This is a genomic window from Tessaracoccus luoxuelianae (assembly GCF_055326245.1).
Map to the genome: position 1 here is coordinate 55189 of NZ_JBUZNO010000003.1, position 21656 is coordinate 76844.

Sequence of the window (21656 nt, forward strand, 5' to 3'; positions counted from 1 at the left end):
CGGGCGGCAAGGTGATGCAATGAATCTCACCGACCACCCGCACGCACCGCCTCGCAAAGGAGCAAGACATGCTGGGAGCACGCCCCTCAGTCAGCCGATCCATCACCACCCTCGACGGTGTGTGGGAGTTCCGTGCCGACATCGCCCATGAGGGCCGCAACGACGGTTGGTACGCCCGCCCCCTGACGGATGCCCGCCCCATGCCGGTGCCGGCCTCCTACAACGACATCACCACCGACACCGCCCTCCACGACCACGTGGGCGTCGTCTGGTACCAGCGCACCGTCACGGTGCCCCGCATCGTCGACGGCGAGCGCCTCATCCTGCGCTTCGGCGCCGCCACGCACCAGGCCACGGCATGGGTCGATGACACCGAGGTGGTCAGCCACGTGGGCGGCTACCTCCCCTTCGAGGCCGACATCACCGACGTCGTCGAGCCCGGCGCCACCTTCCGGCTCACGGTCGCCGTCGACAACCGACTCTCGTGGCAGTCCATCCCGCCGGGCTTCGTGAGGACCGACGAGCTGGGCCGCGAGAGGCAGTTCTACTTCCACGACTTCTACAACTACGCCGGCCTTCACCGCTCCGTGATTCTCTACACCCGGCCGGCGGTCGCGGTCACCGACGTGACCATCGTCACCGACATCTCCGGCACCGACGGCGTGGTGGCCTACGACGTGGTGGCAGAAGGCGCGACGAGCATCCGCGTTCGCGTCCTCGACGCGACCGGAGCCGAGGTGGCCTCCGCCGACGGCGCGAGCGGCGAGATCACCGTCGCCGACGCCGAACTCTGGGCGCCGGGGCGCGGCTACCTCTACACCCTGGAGGTCCACGCCGACGACGACGTCTACCCCCAGCCGTTCGGCATCCGCACGGTGGAGGTCAGGGACTCGCAGTTCCTCATCAACGGCGAGCCCTTCTACTTCCGCGGCTACGGCCGCCACGAGGACAACCTGGCCCGCGGCAAGGGCCACGACAACGTGCTCATGGTCCACGACTTCGAGCTCATGGCCTGGCAGGGCGCCAACTCCTTCCGCACCTCGCACTACCCGTACGCGGAGGAGGTGATGGACTACGCGGACCGTCAGGGCTTCGTCGTGATCGACGAGACGGCCGCCGTCGGCCTCAACGCGGGCATCACGGGCGGCATCTTCGGCGACGACACCCCCCGGTCCACCTTCAGCCCGGACACGGTCAACGACGAGACCCAGCGCGTGCACGCCGCGCACATCCGTGAGCTCATCGCCCGCGACAAGAACCATCCCAGCGTGGTGCTGTGGTCCATCGCCAACGAACCCGAGACCTTCACCGATGCCGGCCGCGACTACTTCGAGCCCCTCGTCCAGGTGGCCCGCGAGGCCGACCCCACCCGCCCCGTCGGCTACGTCAACGTGCAGCTGTCCACGCCCGACAAGGAGAAGGTGGCCGACCTCTACGACGTGGTGATGCTCAACCGCTATTACGGCTGGTACTGGGACAACGGCGACGTGGCCCTGGCCGAGGCGCACCTGCGCACGGAGATCGACGCCTGGATCCAGCTGGCCCCCGGCAAGCCCATCATCTTCACCGAGTACGGCCCTGACACGCTCAGCGGGCTCCGCGACTTCCACCATCGCCCCTGGTCCGAGGAGTTCCAGGCCGACCTGCTCGGCATGTACCACAGAGTCTTCGACGACTACCGCGAGGTTGCGGGCGAGCAGATGTGGAACTTCGCCGATTTCCAGACCACCCCCGGCATCATGCGCGTGGGCGGCAACAAGAAGGGCATGTTCACCCGGGACCGTCTGCCGAAGGCCGCCGCCTACGGCGTCCGCGACCGCTGGCTGCGCCTGCGCGACGAGCAGGGCCGCTGACCGACATGACCTTCCATCGCGCAGCGTGGCCGACGGAGGCGAGAGTCGATCTCCACTCCGCCCTCCCCGCAGAACTCGAGAGGGTCGCGGCCCTAGTGGCCACCGACCTCGCGCCCGACGGCGCCACCCCCCGCGTCGGGGTCGCCTACTCCGGCGGGGTGGACTCGGCGGTCCTCGGGGCGCTCACCGCCCGAGCCGTCGGCCGGGACAACACAGTGCTCCTGCTCGGCGTCTCGCCGTCGCTGGCCCGGCGCGAGCGACGCCTCGCCCACCGCCAGGCCGAGCAGCTGGGCCTCACGGTGGTGGAGGTGGCCACGCACGAGCTGGAGAACCCGTCCTACAGCGCCAACCCCGTCGACCGCTGCTACTTCTGCAAGGACGAGCTGTTCACCCGCCTGGACGCCCGCGTGGTGTCCGAGCTCGGCCTCGACGTGGTCGCCTACGGTGAGAATGCCGACGACGCGGTCCGCGCGGACCGTCCGGGCAGCCGGGCCGCCCGCGAACACCACGTGCGGCACCCCCTCTCGACCGCGGGTGCCACGAAGGCCCTGGTCCGGGAGATCGCCGCCCACCTGGGCCTCCAGGTCGCGGCCAAGCCCGCCTCCCCGTGCCTCTCCAGCCGCATCCCGCACGGGCAGGAGGTCACCGCGGAGAAGCTCGCGGCCATCGACGCCGCTGAGGACGCCGTCCTCAGCGCGGGATTCACCGACTGCCGCGTGCGCCACCACGGCGACACCGCGCGCATCGAGGTGCCGACGACGGAGTTCGGCCTCCTCGCCGACCACGCGCGCAGCGCCCAGCTGCTGGCCGCGGTACGGGCCGCCGGCTTCCAGCACGTCACGCTGGACCTCGCCGGCATCCAGTCCGGCGCCTTCACCCTCTCCCTCCTGACGCGCAGGCCGGAGGCGCTATGACCGACGTGGCACACCTCGACTTCGACCGCTTCAAGCGCCGCGGCTACGCGGAGGCCGTCTTCTGCCAGGGCAAGACGGCCGCGCAGTGCGGCGAGATCGCCCGGATGTGGCGCGAGCGCGCCGCCGTCGCCACCGAACCCCTGGGCACCGTCCTGTTCACCCGCGCCAGCGCCGAGCAGGCCGAGGCCATCCTGGGCGAGCTGCCCCACGCGTCGTACGACCAGACGGCCTCGCTGCTCGCCTGGCCCGCCGACCCGCCAGCACCCACCGGCGGCCGCGTCGTCGTCGTCTGCGCCGGCACCTCTGACCTCCCCGTCGCCCGGGAGGCGGCCCTGACCGCCCGCTATCTCGGCCGCGACACCGTCGAGATCGTCGACGTCGGCGTGGCCGGACTCCATCGGATCCTCGGCCGGCTCGACACCCTGCGCGGGGCCGACGTCATCGTCCTGGCCGCCGGCATGGACGCCGCGCTCGTGCCGGTGGTGGCGGGCCTGGTGTCCTGCCCTGTGGTCGCGGTCCCCACATCTGTGGGCTACGGCGCCACCTTCGACGGCGTGGGCGCGCTCCTGGCGATGCTCAACTCGTGCGCGCCCGGCGTGGGCGTGGTCAACATCGACAACGGCTACGGCGCCGGCCACCTGGCCGCCCAGATCGTGGCACCCAGGGAGCCCCGCCATGCATGACATCGTCACCGGGGGCGCCCACCACTCCCACGGGCACTCCCACGTCACCACCGCCGACGGCCAGGTGGTGGAGGCCGGAACCCGCGTCGAGCCAGGCCACATCCGCCACGGCGACGACGCGCCCACCACGCTGTGGATCGACGCCTCGCAGGGCGCCTCGGGCGACATGCTCCTGGCCGCCCTCCTCGACGCCGGCGCCGACGCCGGGTCCGTGGCCGCCGTGCTGGACCTGATCGCCCCCGGGGCGCTGCACCTGCAGACGCGCCGGGTGGTGCGCGGCCCGTTCAGCGCCCTGAAGGTCGACATCATCGCCGACGAGGTGGACCCGCCGGCACGTCACATCGGCGACATCGAGGCCATGCTCGACGTCCCCGGCATGCCCCCCGCGACACTCCGGCTCGCCACCTCCGCCTTCCGCTCCCTCGCCCGGGCCGAGGCCGCCGCCCACGGCACCGACATCGAGTCGGTCCACTTCCACGAGGTGGGCGCCCTCGACTCCATCGGCGACATCGTCGGCGTCTGCGAGGCCGCCCGCACACTGGGGGTCCAGCGTGCCGTCAGCTCCGTCGTGGCTGTCGGCGCGGGCACCGTCCACACCCAGCACGGCCTGCTCACCGTCCCCCCGCCGGCCGTCATCGAGCTGTCCCAGGGGTGGCAGGTGGAGGCGGGAGGACCGGCCGACGTGGGCGAGCTCTGCACCCCCACCGGCATGACGCTGATCCGCGCCCTGTGCGAGGACGTGGGCCCACTCCCCCGGATGACCGTCCACCGCACCGGCACCGGCGCCGGCAGCCGGGTCCGCGCCGACCGTCCCGGCGTCCTCCGTGCAGTGATCGGCGCCACCACCGCCCAGCAGCACACCGCCGCCCATGACCCGAGCCCGGACCGCACCCCTGACGAGGTGTCCGAGGTCAGCGCCAACATCGACGACCTCGACCCCCGCGTCTGGCCCGCGGTGATCGACCGCCTCCTCGACGCCGGCTCCGTCGACGCCTGGCTCACCCCCATCACGATGAAGCGCGGCCGCCCGGCCCACACGATCTCCGCCCTGGTGCCGCCGGCCTCGGTCGACGACGTGGTGGACGCCCTCATCACCCACACCTCCACCATCGGCGTGCGGATCTCGCCGCCCTGGCGCCGACGGGTACTGCGCCGGACGTGGAGACCCGTCGAGGTGGATGGCATCGAGGTGCGGATCAAGATCTCCGGCGACGGCCCCGGCTCCGCGATCCATCAGGCCACCGCCGAGTTCCGCGACATCGAGGAGCTGGCCACCATCCTCGGCTGCGCGCAGCGCGTCGCCCTCACCCGGGCGCAGGGCGCCGCGTGGCGCGCGGGCCTCTACCCCGGCGCCCCCTGGCCCGATGCGCAGGAGGACGGCGATGACTGACGAGTCCACCCCCAAGCGTCGCAAGCGCGTCACCATCTACGACGTGGCGCGGGAGGCCGGCGTCGCGGCGTCCACCGTCTCCCGGGCCTTCGCCCGCCCCGGCCGCGTCAACGCCGAGACGGGCCTGCGCATCCACGAGGCCGCGGCCCGGCTCGGCTACCGCGTGGATCCGATCGCCCGCCCGGAGGGCATCACCCCGGGCACCAAACTGCTGGCCTTCGTCGTCGCGGACGTCACCAACCCCGTCTACGCCCACATCATGAAGGGCTTCCAGAAGGAGGCCACGGCGCACGGCCACACCGTCCTGCTCATCGACTCGCAGGAGGACGGTCAGATGGAAAACCAGCTGATCCAGAGCGTCCTCCACCTGGTCGACGGGGTGGCGCTCACCTCGTCGCGCCTGAGCGACTCGGCGATCGCCCAGATCGTCAAGGTCACGCCGGTGGTCGCGGTCAACCGCGCGATCGCCGGGCTGCCCTCGATCATCCCCGACACGGCCAGAGGGCTACGCCGCGCCGTCGAGCATCTGGCCACCCTCGGCCACCGGCGGCTCACCTACCTCTCCGGACCCGCCGCCTCCTGGGCCGACGGCGCCCGCTGGCGCGCGGTGTCAGAGGCCTGCCAGGAGCTCAGCCTGCACCTGCGCCGCATCGGCCCCAACGCGCCATCGATCCACGGCGGCTTCGCCGCCGGCCGCGAGTGGCAGGAGCACCCCACCTCTGGGGTGATCGCCTACAACGACATCATGGCCATCGGCTTCATGAAGCAGGTGCAGGGCGCCGGCTACCGGGTGCCCGACGACGTGTCCGTGATCGGCGTGGACAACTCCATCTCGTCGGTCCTGACCACGCCCACGCTCACCACCGTCTCCCCCGCCACGAGCCTGATCGGCGCCCGCGCCGCCCGGGCCCTGATCACCCAGCTCCGCCACCGGGGCGCCCCCAGCGCCGAAACCATCGTTACCCCCATGGAGCTCCTGGTGCGCGAGAGCGTCGCCCCACCTCCACCCGTCGACCCCACGCCCATCGCACCTCACACGGAAGTCAGGTAGAAACGCCATGTCCCCCGCCCCCCTCGCACCCCATCCGGACCGCCTCTTCCCCGCGGAGCCGGGGGTGCGTGACATCGCCCGCGAGCTGTACTCGCACGTCGCCGAACTGCCCATCATCTCCCCGCACGGCCACGTCCCCGCGGAGTGGCTGGCCGACGACGCCCCGTTCAGCGACCCCACCACGCTCCTGCTCACCCCGGACCACTACGCGAACCGGATGCTGCACAGCGCCGCCGGCGTGGACCTCGCCGATCTCGGCGTCCCCGTCGGCACCCCGCTGAGCGAGGCGCAGTCGCGTGCCGGCTTCAGGCTCCTGTGCGAGAACTGGAAGGTCCTGCGCGGCACACCGGTGCAGTTCTGGTTCGAATCCTCGTTCGCCGACGTCTTCGGGGTCACGGTCCGCCCGTCTGCGGAGACCGCGGACCAGATCTACGACCAGATCGCCGAGTGCCTCACCCGCGACGAGTACCGTCCGAGGGCGCTGTACCAGCGCTTCAACATTGAGGCCATCGCCACCACCGACGACCCCTGCTCGGACCTCTCGGCGCACGCCAAGCTGGCCGCAGACCCCACCTGGACCGGGCGCGTGGTGCCCACGTTCCGCCCCGACGCCTACCTGGAGCCCGCCCGCCCCGGTTGGCGCAAGCTGACCGAGGACCTGGCCCGTGTCACGGACGTCGACATCTCTGACTACGCCTCGCACGTCGAGGCCATGCGGGTGCGGCGCCTGTTCTTCAAGGAACAGGGCGCGGTGTCCACCGACCACTCGCACGCCGACGCTGGAACCGAGCGCCTGAGCGACGCCCGCGCCGACTTCCTGTTCACGGAGGCCATGACCGGCACCATCTCCGCGCCCGACGCCGACGCCCTGCGCCGCCACATGATCAACGACCAGGCGCGCCTGGCCTGCGACGACGCACTGGTCATGACGCTGCACCCCGCCGTCGCGCGCAACCACGACCCCGCCACCCAGGCCAGGTTCGGTGCCGACGTGGGCGGCGACGTGCCCCACGCCGTCGAGTTCACCCGTGCGCTGCAGCCGCTGCTGTCGTCCTACGGCAACGCCGACGGGTTCCACGTCGTCGTGTTCACCATGGACGAGACCGTGTACTCCCGGGAGCTCGCCCCCCTGGCGGGGTGGTACCGCGGCATGTACGTGGGAGCCCCGTGGTGGTTCATCGACGAGGCGGACGCCATCATGCGCTTCCGCCGCAGCGTCACCGGGTACGCCGGCTTCAGCAAGACCTCCGGCTTCATCGACGACACCCGCGCGTACTGCTCCATCCCCGCCCGCCACGACGTGGCCCGCCGCGTGGACTCGGCATTCCTGGCCACCCTCGTCGCCGAGCACCGGCTCGCGATGGATGAGGCCGTCGAGACCGCCATCGATCTTGTTTCCACCCAGCCCAAGAAGGTGTTCAAGCTGTGACTACCACCACTCCCGCTCCCGCCCTGCCGCCCCTCACCCGCGCCGGCTTCGGCCGCCCCGCCGCCCCCGTCCGCATGGTCCACCTGGGTCTGGGCAACTTCACCCGGGCACACCAGGCCTGGTACACCGAGCACGCCAGCGACGCCGCCGAGTGGGGGATCGCGGCGTTCACCGGCCGCCGGCCCACGATGTCGGACCTGCTCACCCCGCAGGACGGCCTCTACACGCTGATCACCAAGGGTGCCCACGGGGACACGTTCGAGGTCATCTCGTCGGTCTCCCGGGTGCACCCGGCCTCGGATTTCGCCGCGCTCGTGGGCTACTTCGCATCGCCTGAGCTCGCCGTCGTGACCTCGACGGTCACCGAAGCCGGCTACCACCGCGCGGCCGACGGCCGGCTGGACCTGGCCGACCCCGCCGTCGCTGCCGACCTTGCCGTCCTGCGGGAACTCGTCGAGGGGGGCGACCTCAGCCCCGAGCGGATCGGCGCTCTCACCGTCGCGACGGTGCCCGCCCGGATCCTGGCGGGCCTGCTTGCCCGCCGCGCCGCCGACGCCGGGCCGCTGACGATCCTGCCCTGCGACAACATCCCGGACAACGGCTCCGCGTTCGCCGCCGTCGTCACGGATGCCGCCGACGCCGTCCAGCCCTCGCTGGTGCACTGGATGGACCGGAACGTGGCCTGGGCCACCAGCATGGTGGACCGGATCACACCGGCCACCACCGACGGGGACCTCGTGGAGGTGGCCCGCACGCAGGGCTACGTCGACGCCTCCCCGGTGCCCACCGAGCCGTTCAGCGAATGGGTGATCAGTGGGGAGTTCCCCGCCGGCCGTCCGGATTGGGAGTCCGCGGGCGTCCAGATCGTCGACGAGGTGGAGCCCTACGAGCAGCGCAAGCTGTGGATGCTCAACGGGTCGCACTCGCTGCTGGCCTACGCCGGGCCCATCCTCGGCGTCGAGACAGTGTCCGAGGCCATCGCCCACCCGACGCTGCGCGCCTGGGTTGAGCAGTGGTGGACCGAGGCCGGGGTCGGGCTACAGGTGCCGTGGGAGGACTACGCCCGGGCGCTGCTCGATCGCTACGAGAACCCCAACATCCGGCACCTCCTGGCCCAGATCGCCAGCGACGGGTCACTGAAACTGCCCGTGCGGATCATGCCGACGGTGAGTGCGTTCCGGGCGCGCGGTGAGGTGCCCGCGGCCGCCGTGCGGGCGGTCGCGGCGTGGCTGCTGCACCTCCGCGGGCACGGCGCCCCTGTGCGCGACGCCGGTGGTGAGGGCCTTGCCGGGCTCGTCGGCGAGGACCTGCAGGCCGACGCGGCCCGCGTCGTCGCGTTCCTCGACCCGTCGCTCGCCGACGACGTGCAGCTGCGGGACGCTGTGGCGGCGGCCGCCGAGGAGATCCTGGAACTCGAAGGCAACGCCAGGCGGGGCTGACGTCGCCGCGGGCGGCTGCGGCGGTAGGGTCGGGCCATGCGGAAGGTGACACCCGAGGAGTTGGCGGACCGGATCGTCGCGGGATCGCGGGGGCACATCGCCCGCGCCATCACGCTGGTCGAGTCATCGAAGCCGGAGCACCGTGAGCAGGCGCATCAGCTGCTGCGGCTGATCGCCCCGCTCACCGGCAAGGCCTTCCGCGTCGGCATCTCCGGTGTCCCCGGCGCCGGCAAGTCCACCTTCATCGACGCCATGGGGATCAAGCTGATCGATGAGCGGAACCACCGCGTGGCGGTCCTCGCGGTGGACCCGTCGTCGTCGCGGACAGGCGGTTCCATCCTCGGCGACCGCACCCGGATGGCCGAGCTCGCGGCGCGGGAGGACACGTTCATCCGGCCCTCACCGTCGGGGGGCCATCTGGGCGGCGTGGCGCGCGCCACCCGCGAGTCCATGCTCGTCCTGGAGGCGGCCGGCTACAACGTGATCCTGGTGGAGACCGTCGGCGTGGGGCAGTCAGAGGTCGCGGTGGCGGGGATGGTGGACACGTTCCTCATGCTCCAGGTGGCCCGCACCGGTGACCAGCTGCAGGGCATCAAGCGCGGCATCCTCGAGCTCGCGGACGTGATCGCCATCACGAAGGCCGACGGCGACAACGAGCAGGCGGCTAGGGTCGCGGCACGCGAGCTGAGCATCGCGATGAAACTGATCACCAGCGACACGAAGAAGCGCCGGGCTCCGGTGCTGACCTGCTCGTCGTACACGGGGGTGGGCCTGGACGAGCTGTGGAACACCGTCGAGAAGCATCGTGCCGAGCTGGAGGCGGAGGGGTCGCTGGCCGCCCGCCGGCTGGACCAGCAGCGCGACTGGCTGTGGAACATGGTGCGCGACGAGCTGCTGGAGTCGCTGCGGACCTCGCCTCAGGTGCGTTCTGTCGCGAAGGATGTGGAGGCGCAGTTGGCGGAGGAGTCGCTGTCGGCGCTGGAGGGGTCTCAGTTGATCCTGCGCGCGTTCGCCGACGCCCTGCCCACCTTCCCGTGGGCCCACCACGCCCACCACTCCTGAGTTCCGTCCCGACGCCTGCCCTCCGCCCGGACGCCTGCCTTCCGTCCCGACGCCTGCCCTCCGTCACGACGCCTGCGGAGGCGCCTGCGTTGCGTTCGGCCGCCCGCGCTGTACCGCTGGCGCCGAGAGTTAACGCAGGCGCCCAGCCCAGGCCGGCGCGGCGGCCAGCCACGGGGCAGTCCCACTGACAGGTGGCGGGAGTCGTGAGCCGAGGCCCGGGCGGCCGCTTCCTATGGTCTGCGAGCGGCGGCGAGTCACGCGTGGGTCGGTGATCGAGGCCGCCCGGGCCTCCTCTCCCGCCTCCCCGCACTCGATTCCCCGTGGCGTGGCCGGGGTCAGGGCGTGTGCCGGCCGGGCGGCCCGGTGAAAGTGAGTTGAGGCGGGAGGCCAGCCTGGTGATCCTCGGGTTGGGCGTCCCGACGCGCAGCCGCCCCGCCGACCCCCACCCTCGCATTTGGCTCGCGACGCAGAGCCGACCTGCCGACCCCTACACTCGCACACACCTCGCGTCGGCTCGTCTCAGGGCGGCGGGCCCTGTGGCGCCTGCGATAAGTCTGGCCGCCCGCGCTACAGCGCTGGCTGCCGAACATAGGACAGGCGGCTCCGGGGCGCCTGCGATCTAGAGCAGGCGCCGAGACGCAAGCCAGGCGTCGAGACACAAGCCAGGCGCCGAGACGCAAGCCAGGCGTCGAGACACAAGCCAGTCGACGCGACGGGGACAGCCAGGCGGTGGGTGGTGGGGGCCGGGGCAGGTTGGGTGGGCGTTGATGACGGCGTGGCTGCGCGAAGCGCCGCCGCCGGCGTCATGGGCGGCCCGGCCCCCACCACACGCCGCCAGACCCGACCGCCAAGTCGCCCACCGTCGAGAGGGAGTTACATCGAGGGTTGGGGGACGGCAGGGCGGCACTGCGCAGCGGTGCCCAACTTGACGATCACCCAGCTGGCATCCCGCCTGAGCAGACTGACGCCAGGGCCGCCCTGACGGCACACACCCGAACCCGGACACGCCACCAGCAGACGAGTGTGAGGAGACCAGGGACGAGGCCCGGGCGGCCTCACCACCCGACCACCAACGCACCGGCACCAACGCGCAGACCGTAGACAACGGCCGCCCGGGCGACGGGGCTGGGCTCCCCGCACCGGCAGCCAGGGCCAAGACAGCGGGAGCCGAGGGGAACAGAGACGGCACCGGCGGATCACGCGGCCTTCCTCCTTGTCGCAGCCCGATATCGCACCCGCGCAGGCTCGACGGTTAGACTGGCGGCGAACGTGTGCCTGGGGGGAGGCGCTGTCCAAGCACCGAGAGGAGGCACATGGGAGTCTTTGACAAAGCCGAGAAGCGGATCGAGTCCGCCGTGGGCAAGGTCTTCGCGAAGGCCTTCAAGGGCTTCGTGCATCCCGTGGAGATCGTCGCGGGCATCCAGCGCGAGCTCGACGCGGAGGCCAAGCTGCTCTCGCGCGACAAGCGCCTCGTGCCCAATGCCTTCACCATCGGCCTCTCACAAGCGGATTTCGACAGGCTCGTCCCGTACTCGAAGACCCTCAACGCCGAGATCCTGCCCGGCATCCGGGACCACGCCGCGGACCGCCACTACGTTTTCAACGGGCCCGTCACCATCGATTACTCCCTCGACGAATCGCTGCCCACCGGGCAGTTCACCGTCACCAGCCACGCCCTCCCCTCCGAGGGCGCGGGCCATTCCTCCGTTCCTGCCGCGGTCCCTGGGCGGCTGGTCGTCGAGGTCAACGGCGTGCGGCACCCGCTGGTGGCGCCCGGCCTGCTGATCGGCCGCGGCGCCGAGGCGGACCTCCGGCTCAACGATCCCGGCGTCTCCCGGCGCCACGCGATGATCAGCGTCTCCGGTGACCCGGACCACCCGGTGATCACCGTCGAGGACCTCGGCTCCACCAACGGCGTGCACGTCAACGGGAGCCGGGTCACCAAGACCCGTGTCGGCGAGGGGGCCAGGATCGAGGTCGGCAACACCAGGATGCTGATCCACTCACCGACGGGATCCTGAGCGTGTCTGACCTTCTCGTCGGGACGATCAAGATCGTCTTCATGGCCATGATCTGGCTGTTCATCCTCTTCGTCGCCAACGTGGTGCGCACGGACATGTTCGGTCGCCGGGTGCCCGTCTCATCGCTCGCGGCCATCCCCGCGGACCGGGGGCGGGGCCGCAACCGTTCGAAGCTGCCCACCCGGTTCGCCATCACGGCCGGGGGGCAGCAGGGTACCGCGGTCCCCGTCGAGCCCACCATCAACCTCGGCCGCGCCGCGGACTCCACCCTGCTCCTCGACGACGACTACGCCTCCGCCCGGCATGCCCAACTGGTGCAGAAGGACCCCACCACCTGGGTGATCACGGACCTGCAGTCCACCAACGGCACCTACGTCAACGGCAAACTCGTGACAGAACCCACGAAGGTCACCGTCGGGGACGTGGTCCGCATCGGCAAGACCCTCATGCGGTTCGAGATCTGATCCATGACCTTCTCCCTCCGCTTCGCCGCCCACTCGGAAGTGGGCAGGATCCGCAAGAACAACCAGGACTCCGGCTACGCCTCCCCCACCATGCTGCTGGTCACCGACGGCATGGGCGGCGCCGCAGCGGGTGACCTGGCCTCCGCCGTCGCGGCGCAGGAGGCGGCACGCTTGGATCAGCGCGCGGCTGACGGCGAGGAGATGCTGGAGCGGATGGCCGGGATGATCGCCCGCGCCAACACGAAACTCACGGAGCTGATCGAGGAGGACCTGGAGCTCGACGGCATGGGCACCACCTTCTGCGGCGCCATGTTCAACGGCACCCAGTTCGGGCTGGCGCACATCGGCGATTCCCGCGGCTATCTGCTCCGCGACGGCGAACTCACCCAGCTCACCCACGACCACTCGTGGGTCCAGTCGCTCCTCGACGACGGCAAGATCACCCCGGAGCAGGCCGCCACCCATCCGCACCGCTCGCTCATCCTCAAGGTCCTCAACGGACAGGTCGAGTTCGAGCCGGACCTCGAAGTCCTCGACGCGCAGGTGGGCGACCGCCTCATGTTTTGCTCCGACGGGCTCAGCGGCCTGGTGGACAATGCGACCCTCCGCGAGTTCCTCACCATCGACGACGCGTCGTCTGCGATCTCCCGGCTGTCCGAGACGGCCAACGCCAACGGCGGCCACGACAACATCACCATCGTGATCGGCGACGTCGTGCCTCAGGACGACGCCCTTGACGCGCTCGAGGGCCAGCTCGTCGGCGCCGCCGTCGACCTCAAGGTCCCCCGGACGGGGCAGTTGGCCATGACGAAGGGCGGCACTGGACGCGGGCCGCAGTGGCCGCAGTCCGCACCCGCCGTCGACGTGGAGCACGACGCGGCGGAGGTGGCGCGCTACGCGCCGCACGAGGCGAAGCACCGCTGGCCCGGCATCACGGCCCTGGTCCTCGCCGTCGCTCTGGTACTCGGTGGCAGCGCGTGGGGGGTCATCTCGTACTCGCGCACCCGCTACTTCGTGGCCGCCGACGACGGGTACGTGGCGATCTACAACGGCATCCCCGGCTCACTGCTGGGGCTGGACCTCAACACCCTCACCCAGCGCACCGACATCCCCGTGACCGACCTGCCCCGTTTCTATCAGCGCGTGGTGGACGGCGCTATCCAGGTGGACAGCCTGCCCGCCGCCCGGGGCACCACCCAGCAGCTGCGCACCCTGGCCGAGCGCTGCGTCGAGGTGCGGGAGGAGAGGCAGCAGCCCACGCCGCAGCTGTCGCCGTCACCCAGCCAGACGGCCACCCCGTCGTCGACGATCCCCGGCCTGCCCACCACCACGCTGTCGGCGGTGCCCGGCGCCACCGCGCAGTCCGCTCCCCCGAGCTTCCTGCTTCCCTCCACCCTCGTCACCGCGACCCCCACGGCCAGCGCCGAGGCTGACCCCGAGGCCTGCTGATGACGGCAGCGGTCCAGCCGGCGGTCTCGGATGAGGTGATCGTCTACAAGAAGCGACGGACGGTCGAGCTGTTCCTGGTGCTGTTCGCTCAGTCGTTCGGTCTGGCCGGTTGGGTCATCACGAGCCTCAACCTCTACGGCGAACTGCCCCAGAACCTGATTCCGGTGACCGCTCTCTGGTACGGGATGGGGGTTGCCGCGCACCTCGTCGTGCGCTTCCGACTGCCCTATGCGGACCCGGTGATCCTGCCGTCGGTGTTCCTCCTCAACGGCCTGGGCCTGGCGATGATCTCGCGGATCGACCAGATCCCTGAGCCCGTCAACGACGACGCGGCCACCCAGCTGCTGTGGACGGCGCTCGGGCTGATCCTGTTCGCCGCCGTCGCGATCGGCCTCCGCGACCACCGCCGCCTCCAGCGCTACCCCTACCTCCTGTTCATCTCCGGCCTTGTGCTGCTGCTGCTGCCGCTGCTCCCGGTGATCGGCGTCTCCTCCGGTGGCGCCCAGATCTGGATCCGGGTCTTCGGCTTCTCGTTCCAGCCCGCCGAGGTGGCCAAGATCGCGCTGTCGATCGCGTTTGCCGCCTACCTCTACGAGAAGCGCGAGGTGCTCGCGCTTGCCGGTAAGCGGTTCATGGGCATCGAACTGCCCCGCGCCCGCGACCTCGGACCCATCGCGGTGATGTGGCTGCTGTGCCTGGTGGTGATGGTGTATCAGAACGACCTGGGCACCTCGATGCTGTTCTTCGGGCTGTTCACGGTGATGATCTACGTGGCGACGGAGCGGCCCGCGTGGCCCATCCTCGCCGGCCTCTCCTTCGTCGTCGCCGCCCTTGCCGCCAACCAGTTCACCCACCACGTGCCGCGTCGCGTCAACGCCTGGCTGGACCCGTTCAGCAACTACGACCAGAACCTTCAGATCATCAGCGCGCAGTTCGGGTTCGCCTGGGGCGGACTGTTCGGCCGCGGCTGGGGCCTGGGCCGGCCCGGGCTCACCCCGCTGGCCAAGAGCGACATGATCGCGGCCGCCCTGGGTGAGGAGATCGGCGTGCTCGGGCTCATGGCCATCGTGCTGGTGTACGCGCTGCTGGTTGCGCGCGGCTTCAAGACGGCAGTCACCTCGCCCGACGGGTTCGGCAAGCTGCTGGCCACCGGGCTGAGCTTCACGTTCGCGCTGCAGGTGTTCGCCATCATCGGCGGCGTCACCCGGCTCCTGCCGCTGACGGGCCTCACCACGCCGTTCATGTCCCAGGGCGGCTCCAGCCTGATCGCCAACTGGATCATCATCGCCATCCTCATGGTGATCTCGCATCGCAGCCGGATGCCCCAGGCCGCCACGGCCGCCCCGCGCGAAATGGGTGCGGTCAACGATGAGACGGCGGTGATCAGCCGATGAACGTGCCCATCCGCAGGGTGACGGTGTTCGTGGCCCTCATGATGGCCGCGCTGCTGCTCAACCTCACCGCCATCTCGGTGGTCCAGGCCGAGGACCTCAACGCGCACCCGAGCAACCGTCGGGTCCGCGACGCCGAGTTCGCCCGCCCCCGCGGCGCTATCCTGGTGGGCAACGAGCCCATCGCCGTCTCGGTGCCCCGGCCCGGCCGGTTCCCCTACGTGCGGACCTATCCCGCGGGAGAGCTGTGGTCGACGGTGACCGGCTGGTACTCCTACGACTACGCCCGCTCCGGCCTCGAGAGCTCCTTCAACGAGGAGCTGGCCGGCACCTCGTCCGAGCAGTCGATCGACCGGATCGTCGATCTGGTCACCGGGCAGAGCTCGCAGGGCGCCAACATCTCCACCACCCTCAACCCGCGCGCCCAGGCCGCGGCCGTCCGCGCCCTGGGCAGCCAGCAGGGCGCCGCCGTCGCGATGAACTACGAGACCGGCGAGATCCTGGCCATGGTCTCCACGCCCACCTACGATCCCAACCGGCTGGCCACCGTCGACCTCGAGGTGGCGCGGGAGGCCTGGACGGAGCTCCTGGACTCCCCGGACGAGCCGCTGAAGAACCGCGCCGCCCGCGAGGTGTACCCGCCCGGCTCCACCTTCAAGCTCGTCACGGCTGCGGCGGCTCTGGAGGACGGCATGGTGCCGAGCAGCGAGTTGGATGCCCCCGCTTCGCTGCGGCTGCCCAACTCCAGCCGCTCCATCGGCAACTCCACCAACTGCGGCGGCACCACCGTGACCCTGCAGCAGGCGCTCCAGACCTCGTGCAACACGGCCTTCGGGTCCCTGGCGCTGGATCTGGGCAGCGACAAGCTGCAGGCGATGGCCGAGGCGTTCGGGTTCAACCAGGAACAGAGCCTGGACCTCGCGGCCGCCACGTCACGGTTCCCCACCGAGCTCGACGAGGCCCAGACCGCGTTGTCGGCGATCGGTCAGTACGACGTGGCCGCCTCCCCCCTGCAGATGCTGCAGGTGGCGGCCGCCATCGCCAACGACGGCGTCATGATGTCTCCCTACCTGGTCAGCACCGTGACCAACCAGGACCTGACGGTGCTGAGCTCCCGTGGCCCCGAGGTGATCGGCCAGCCGATCAGCGGCTCCACAGCCGGGCTGCTGCAGCAGATGATGGTGGCCACCGTCGAGGACGGCACCGGGCGCCCCGCGCAGACCGACGGCGTCGTGGTCGGCGGGAAGACTGGCACCGCCCAGACCGCGCCGGACCGCCCCCCCTACGCGTGGTTCGTCGGCTACGCCGAGGACCCGTCGGTGGCCATCGTCGCGTTCGTGGAGAACGCCGACGTGGACCGCGACGACATCTCCGGGGGTCGGCTCGCGGCCCCCATCTTCAAGGCCGTACTGGAGGCTCTCCGATGAACTTCTCAGACACCTCTCAGGTAGATGGCGCACTATTGTGCGTGACTGACCGAAAGGATCGTTAAGCGATGACAGAGCGAGGAGCGCTGCTCGGCGGCCGCTATGAACTCGACCAGGTGATCGGTCGGGGCGGCATGGCCGAGGTGTGGCGCGCACGGGATCTCCGTCTCGAGCGCGATGTGGCGGTCAAACGGTTGCGGGTGGACCTGGCCAGCGACCCCACGTTCCAGGCCCGTTTTCGACGGGAGGCTCAGTCCGCGGCCGGTCTGAACCACCCCAACATCGTCGCGGTCTACGACACCGGTGAGGAGCGCGACCCCTCGTCGGAGGTCTCTGTCCCCTACATCGTGATGGAGCTCGTCGAGGGCGTGACGCTGCGCGAGGTCCTGCGCGATGGCCGCAAGATCGTGCCGGACCGCGCCATGGAGTTCACGGCCGGCGTGCTCGACGCCCTGGCCTACTCGCACCGCGCCGGCATCATCCACCGCGACATCAAGCCCGCCAACGTCATGCTCACCCCCAACGGCACCGTCAAGGTGATGGACTTCGGCATCGCCAGGGCTGTCGCGGACACCTCCGCCACCATGACGCAGACCGCGGCCGTGATCGGCACCGCGCAATACCTGTCCCCCGAGCAGGCGCGCGGCGAGAAGGTGGACAACCGCTCGGACATCTACTCCGTCGGCTGCCTGCTCTACGAACTGCTCACCTCGCAGCCACTGTTCAAGGGCGACTCCCCCGTGAGCGTCGCCTACCAGCACGTGCGGGAGATTCCCGTGCCGCCGTCGGAGATCGACACCGAGATCAGCCCGTCGATGGACGCGATCGTGCTGAAGTCGCTGGCGAAGGACCCGCGGGACCGCTACCAGGACGCCTCCGAGATGCGCGAGGACCTTCTCCGCGCTCTGAACGGGCAACCTGTGCTGGCCGCGTTGCCTGCAGAGCCGGCCACGAAGGTGATTCCGAGCGATCCGATGACCACCACCGCGCGACGGGGGGCTGTGGTGCCTGCTCCGTCGCCGGTGCTCTCTCCCACCGACACGGACCTGATGGAGCCCGAGGAGAAGAAGTCCAACAAGGGCGTGATCGCGCTGGCGATCGTCGCCGGGCTCATCCTGATCGCCATGGGCGTGGCCATCTGGACCATCCTCAACCCGCCTGAGCCGCCGTCGACGGCAACAGTCCAGATTCCGACGGTGGTGGGGCAGACCGAGCTGGCGGCCACCAACATCCTCACCGACGCCCGGCTGGTGCCCAACGTCACCTACGAGGCGCGCTCGGACGTCGACGAGGGGGTGGTGCTGAGCTCGGATCCAGTGGCGGGGACGATGGTGGAACCCGGGTCACGGGTGGCACTGGTGGTCTCCAGCGGGCCGGACGAGAAGACGGTGCCCGATGGGCTGACGGGGGTCACGGTCGCGGAGGCTCGACGGTTGCTCGAGGCGGCCGGACTGACCCAGGTCACCGAGGAGGATGCGGACCCGGCCACCGAGCCGATCGATGCTGTCGCGGGGAATGTGGTGTCGGTGAATCCGGCCTCCGGTGCGACGGTGCCGCCGGATCAGCAGATCGTGCTGACCGTGGCGACGGGTCGTTCGCTGGTGCCCGTGCTGACGGAGCGCACGGCGTCGGCGGCGCAGCGTGAGGCTGAGGCCGCGGGCTTCCGGGTCGAGGTCACTGAGGAGGAGACCACCGAGGTGTCGCCCGGTGTGGTCTTCGATCAGGATCAGGCCGCCGGTGCCGCCCTGGACCGCGGATCGGTGATCAACATCAGGGTCGCGGTGGCTCCCCCGGAGGTTGAACCCACGACGCCTCCGCCCACGAGTGAGCCACCCGTCGTTGAGACCCCGACACCTCCCCCTTCCCCGCCGGCCTCTGAGTCCCCGACTCCTGACCCGTCCGCGACCCCGTAGCCCCGGACGACGCGGAGCGGCTTGGCCCGGCCTTCCCGCTCCCTGAGCTGAGAAGGGCCGCCCATCCGCTCCATGGGAGGGCCGCCCGCGTAGCGGCGCGGATCGTCCCCTCGCTCCCTGAGGAGGGCCGCCCGCGGAGCGGCGCAGCCGTCTTTCCGCTCCCTGAGGAGGGCCGCCCGCGAAGCGGCGTGGCCCGTCTCGAAGGGTCGTGACTACCACCTTCATGCAGTTCTGGTGGTCGGGTGCGGGGAGCTGTGAGTCGATGCCCAGGCGGCCGTTGTCCAGGGTCCGCTGATCGCCGCCGGTCAATCTGTGGTCGGGTTGTTGAGGCCGCCCGGGCATCGTCTCCCGTCTCCCCACACTCGGTCCTCCCTGTGGCGTGGTCCTGTCCCGGGTGCGGGCCGGCAGGGCGGCGTTGGGGTTGGGTCTGCTTGGGCGGGATGCCAGCTGGGTGATCGTCGGGTTGGGCACCGCTGCGCAGTGCCGCCCTGCCGTCCCCAACCCGTGCGTTCACGCGCAGGTTCTGGAGCCTTCGAAATCTCCCGCGGAAGATCGGAAATCGGGGGTGCCCCCAGAGTGTGGCCTCGGGGTCGGTCTACCATCCCGGAATCCACACTCTGCGGAGGGGTGGTAGCCCCCGGGGGCCGGGATCAGTCGAGGGTGGTGGTGACCAACGGGGACATGCCCTCGGCGCGGCGCGGGGCGTCGTCGTCGCCACACTCGACCAACCAGTTGGCCAACATCTGATATCCCCCCTCGGTGAGCACCGACTCAGGGTGGAACTGGACCGCCTCGACGGCGAGGTCGCGGTGCCGGACCGCCATGATCACGCCGGTCTCCGTGCGTGCCGTGACCTCCAGCACGTCAGGAACGGTCTCCTCGACGATGGCCAGCGAGTGGTAGCGCGTGGTGGTCACCGGCGATGGCAGGCCCTTGAACACGCCCTTGCCCTCGTGGAACACCGGGGAGGTCTTGCCGTGTAGCAACTCCGGCGCGCGGTCCACGACACCGCCGTAGGCCACGCCCATGGCCTGGAGGCCGAGACACACCCCGAACAGCGGCTTCACGCCTCCGAGCGTGCGCACCACGTCGATGCACACCCCCGCCTCCTCGGGCGTGCCGGGCCCCGGGGAGAGGAGCACGCCGTCGAAGGGCTTGTGCCAGCCCTCCTCCGCGAAGCGCGGATCGTCGTTGCGCCACACCTCGACCTCGGCGCCGATCTGCGCCAGGTAGGACACGATGTTGTAGACGAACGAGTCGTAGTTGTCGATCACGAGGATGGCTGCCACGCGGCCATTGTGCCACCGGGAGCCCGATCCGCCGCGCGCCGTTCGGCGGCGCCGCGACACCGTCAGCCGGCGGCCTGCGCCAGGGAGATGCCGGTTGTGCCGCTGAAGGCGGGTAGCTCCAGCTGCTGGGGCCGTTCCACCGCGTAGCCGAGGCCGTAGGCGTCAACGTACTGCCGGTAGATCTGCACCGCCTCGGACGCATCGAGCCCAGCCTGCAGCCGCTGCTGATCCCCGACGGCCTCGATCACATACGGCGGCGCGTACGGGATGCCGTGCAGCACGACGGTGTTGCCGACGCACTTGATGCCGGTGGTCGCGATCACGCGCTGGCCCTGAATGGTCATCGCCTCCGCCCCGCCGGCCCACAGCGCGTTGGCCACCGCCTGGATGTCCTGCTGGTGGACGACGAGCGCGTCGTCGTCGACACCTGCGGGGCGGACGTCGTTGGGGGCGTCGGTCAGCGTCACCCTCAGGCCCGGCCCGCCCACCGCGACCAGGCCCGCCCGGAACTCGGCTTCAGCGAGGTCGTCGGCGAGATCCCCTGTGCCCACCTGGCCCGAGCCGAGCGACGCCACCTCGGCCCGCAGCTCGTCAGCCTCCAGGCTCAGCTCCGCGTTGCGCTGGCCCTGAGACACGATGAGGTCGCGCATGTCCGCGTTGCGGTCCGTCCTCAGATCCGTGCCTCGGGCTGCCAGCGCCGCCACCGTCATCATGAAGCCCGCCAGCACACAGACCAGGATGGTGGTCACCCGTCCGCGGCCGGAGCGGTGCCGAAGCTGGTTCTTGCCGATGTTGGCTCGCACGCGCGGCACCCGCTGCTTCAGCGCGCCCCACATGCCCATGGCCCCACGGTACCCGGCGCGCGGCGCGCCAGGGATTCCTCAGGCGCCGATGTGGGCGATTCGTCGACGCTGACCTAGGCTAGGTGCCCGACGAAGGAGGCAAAAGTGCCCGAATCAAAGGTGCGCAAGACCGCCGAGGACAAGAAGAAGTCCAAGGCGAAGGCAGAGCTCACGGAGCAGCGACGTGAAGCCGCCCGGTTGGCGCCCCGCGGACGGTCCTGGGTGCCGGCGGTCTTCCTGCCGATCGGCCTCATCGGCGTCGCCTGGATGGTCACCTGGAACCTGGCCTACGAGTACATCGGCTTCATGCGCTCCCTCGGGGACTGGAACCTGGCCATCGGCCTGGGCCTCATCGTCGTGAGCTTCACAGGAATGACCCTGTGGAAGTGACCGGGATCGGCACGTTCGACGCTGTCATCTTCGACTTCGACGGCACCCTCGCCGATTCCATCGCCTCGATGCATCGCGCCTACAGGCTGTGGGCCGCCGAGTACGGGGTGGATCTCGAGACCCTGCGGCAGTACACGGGCCGGCCGGCCGAGGCGGTGGCGCGCGCTCTCCTGCCAGCGGACATCGCGCCCGCTGCCGGGGCACGGATCGACGAGTTGGAGGTCTCGGACACCGACGGCGTGGTGGCGCTCCCAGGAGCGGCCGCTGCCTTCGCGGCCATCCCCACCCACCGTCGCGCCATCGCCACCTCCTGCACCACCGCGCTGTTGGACGCCCGCCTGGGCGCCACCGGCCTGCCTCGCCCCGAGGTCATCGTGACCCGGGACCAGGTGGAGAACGGGAAGCCCGCCCCGGACAGCTTCCTGCTCGCAGCCCTGCGGCTGGGCGTGGATCCCGCGCGCTGCCTGGTCTGCGAGGACGCCCCCGCCGGGGTGGCCGCCGCCCGATCGGCCGGCATGAAGGTGCTGGGCGTCCTGACCGAGCACCGCGCCGACGAGCTCGCCGCGGACTGGACCACCGAAAGCCTCGCCGGCGTGGTCTTCGAGGACACCGTCGACGGGGTGCGCGTCAGCTGGGCGTGAGCCCTCGC

Annotated in this window: 18 protein-coding genes; 16 read left to right on the plus strand and 2 right to left on the minus strand. The window is 70.7% G+C overall.

What is annotated here, in order from left to right; translation table 11 throughout:
* Window positions 1-68: 68 nt before the first annotated feature.
* From uidA to pknB, 14 genes are all read left to right on the plus strand, one after another.
* Window positions 69-1853 carry a beta-glucuronidase gene (gene uidA, locus ACZK39_RS05360; RefSeq protein ID WP_463612747.1) on the plus strand — a complete coding sequence of 595 codons (1785 nt, stop codon included), beginning with the start codon at window positions 69-71 and terminating at the stop codon, window positions 1851-1853.
* 5 nt (window positions 1854-1858) lie between these two features.
* The gene (gene larE, locus ACZK39_RS05365; protein ID WP_463612748.1) at window positions 1859-2767 is read left to right on the plus strand and encodes an ATP-dependent sacrificial sulfur transferase LarE; all 909 of its coding nucleotides are present in this window, start codon (window positions 1859-1861) and stop codon (window positions 2765-2767) included.
* On the plus strand, window positions 2764-3450 hold the full coding sequence (gene larB, locus ACZK39_RS05370; RefSeq protein ID WP_463612749.1) for a nickel pincer cofactor biosynthesis protein LarB: 687 nt from the start codon (window positions 2764-2766) through the stop codon (window positions 3448-3450). The genes larE and larB overlap by 4 nt, the downstream gene beginning before the upstream one ends.
* Window positions 3443-4840, plus strand: coding sequence for a nickel pincer cofactor biosynthesis protein LarC (larC, locus tag ACZK39_RS05375; protein WP_463612750.1), 1398 nt, complete (start codon window positions 3443-3445; stop codon window positions 4838-4840). Before larB ends, larC begins: the two co-directional genes overlap by 8 nt.
* Window positions 4833-5891, plus strand: coding sequence for a LacI family DNA-binding transcriptional regulator (locus ACZK39_RS05380; protein WP_463612751.1), 1059 nt, complete (start codon window positions 4833-4835; stop codon window positions 5889-5891). The genes larC and ACZK39_RS05380 overlap by 8 nt, the downstream gene beginning before the upstream one ends.
* A 7-nt stretch (window positions 5892-5898) precedes the next feature.
* Window positions 5899-7320 (plus strand): glucuronate isomerase, encoded by a 1422-nt coding sequence (uxaC, locus tag ACZK39_RS05385; RefSeq protein ID WP_463612752.1) that lies wholly within the window; start codon window positions 5899-5901, stop codon window positions 7318-7320.
* Window positions 7317-8759 (plus strand): mannitol dehydrogenase family protein, encoded by a 1443-nt coding sequence (locus ACZK39_RS05390; protein WP_463612753.1) that lies wholly within the window; start codon window positions 7317-7319, stop codon window positions 8757-8759. Before uxaC ends, ACZK39_RS05390 begins: the two co-directional genes overlap by 4 nt.
* A gap of 36 nt (window positions 8760-8795) precedes the next feature.
* A complete protein-coding gene (meaB, locus tag ACZK39_RS05395) occupies window positions 8796-9821 on the plus strand; it encodes a methylmalonyl Co-A mutase-associated GTPase MeaB (protein ID WP_463612754.1) in 1026 nt (341 codons plus the stop codon).
* 1313 nt (window positions 9822-11134) lie between these two features.
* Window positions 11135-11842 carry an FHA domain-containing protein gene (locus ACZK39_RS05400; RefSeq protein WP_182783152.1) on the plus strand — a complete coding sequence of 236 codons (708 nt, stop codon included), beginning with the start codon at window positions 11135-11137 and terminating at the stop codon, window positions 11840-11842.
* 2 nt (window positions 11843-11844) lie between these two features.
* On the plus strand, window positions 11845-12306 hold the full coding sequence (locus ACZK39_RS05405) for an FHA domain-containing protein FhaB/FipA (protein ID WP_182783151.1): 462 nt from the start codon (window positions 11845-11847) through the stop codon (window positions 12304-12306).
* Between the two features lie 3 nt (window positions 12307-12309).
* Window positions 12310-13755 carry a PP2C family protein-serine/threonine phosphatase gene (locus ACZK39_RS05410; protein WP_463612755.1) on the plus strand — a complete coding sequence of 482 codons (1446 nt, stop codon included), beginning with the start codon at window positions 12310-12312 and terminating at the stop codon, window positions 13753-13755.
* Complete coding sequence (locus tag ACZK39_RS05415; RefSeq protein WP_182783149.1) at window positions 13755-15149, plus strand: FtsW/RodA/SpoVE family cell cycle protein; 1395 nt, start codon at window positions 13755-13757, stop codon at window positions 15147-15149. The genes ACZK39_RS05410 and ACZK39_RS05415 overlap by 1 nt, the downstream gene beginning before the upstream one ends.
* On the plus strand, window positions 15146-16573 hold the full coding sequence (locus ACZK39_RS05420) for a peptidoglycan D,D-transpeptidase FtsI family protein (protein WP_182783148.1): 1428 nt from the start codon (window positions 15146-15148) through the stop codon (window positions 16571-16573). Before ACZK39_RS05415 ends, ACZK39_RS05420 begins: the two co-directional genes overlap by 4 nt.
* 68 nt (window positions 16574-16641) lie before the next feature.
* The gene (pknB, locus tag ACZK39_RS05425) at window positions 16642-18486 is read left to right on the plus strand and encodes a Stk1 family PASTA domain-containing Ser/Thr kinase (protein WP_463612756.1); all 1845 of its coding nucleotides are present in this window, start codon (window positions 16642-16644) and stop codon (window positions 18484-18486) included.
* Window positions 18487-19136: 650 nt separating this feature from the next.
* On the opposite strand, the gene ACZK39_RS05430 is transcribed toward pknB, so the two are convergent.
* Window positions 19137-19775, minus strand: a complete 639-nt coding sequence (locus tag ACZK39_RS05430) for an aminodeoxychorismate/anthranilate synthase component II (RefSeq protein WP_459055829.1) — start codon at window positions 19773-19775, stop codon at window positions 19137-19139.
* 62 nt (window positions 19776-19837) lie between these two features.
* Window positions 19838-20617: a DUF881 domain-containing protein gene (locus ACZK39_RS05435; protein WP_255422274.1), complete on the minus strand. Its 780-nt coding sequence runs from the start codon at window positions 20615-20617 to the stop codon at window positions 19838-19840.
* Window positions 20618-20722: 105 nt separating this feature from the next.
* Between ACZK39_RS05435 and ACZK39_RS05440 the strand changes: the two genes are divergently transcribed.
* A complete protein-coding gene (locus ACZK39_RS05440; protein ID WP_182783145.1) occupies window positions 20723-21007 on the plus strand; it encodes a cell division protein CrgA in 285 nt (94 codons plus the stop codon).
* Complete coding sequence (locus ACZK39_RS05445; protein ID WP_220490973.1) at window positions 21004-21648, plus strand: HAD family hydrolase; 645 nt, start codon at window positions 21004-21006, stop codon at window positions 21646-21648. Before ACZK39_RS05440 ends, ACZK39_RS05445 begins: the two co-directional genes overlap by 4 nt.
* The last annotated feature ends 8 nt before the right edge of the window (window positions 21649-21656 follow it).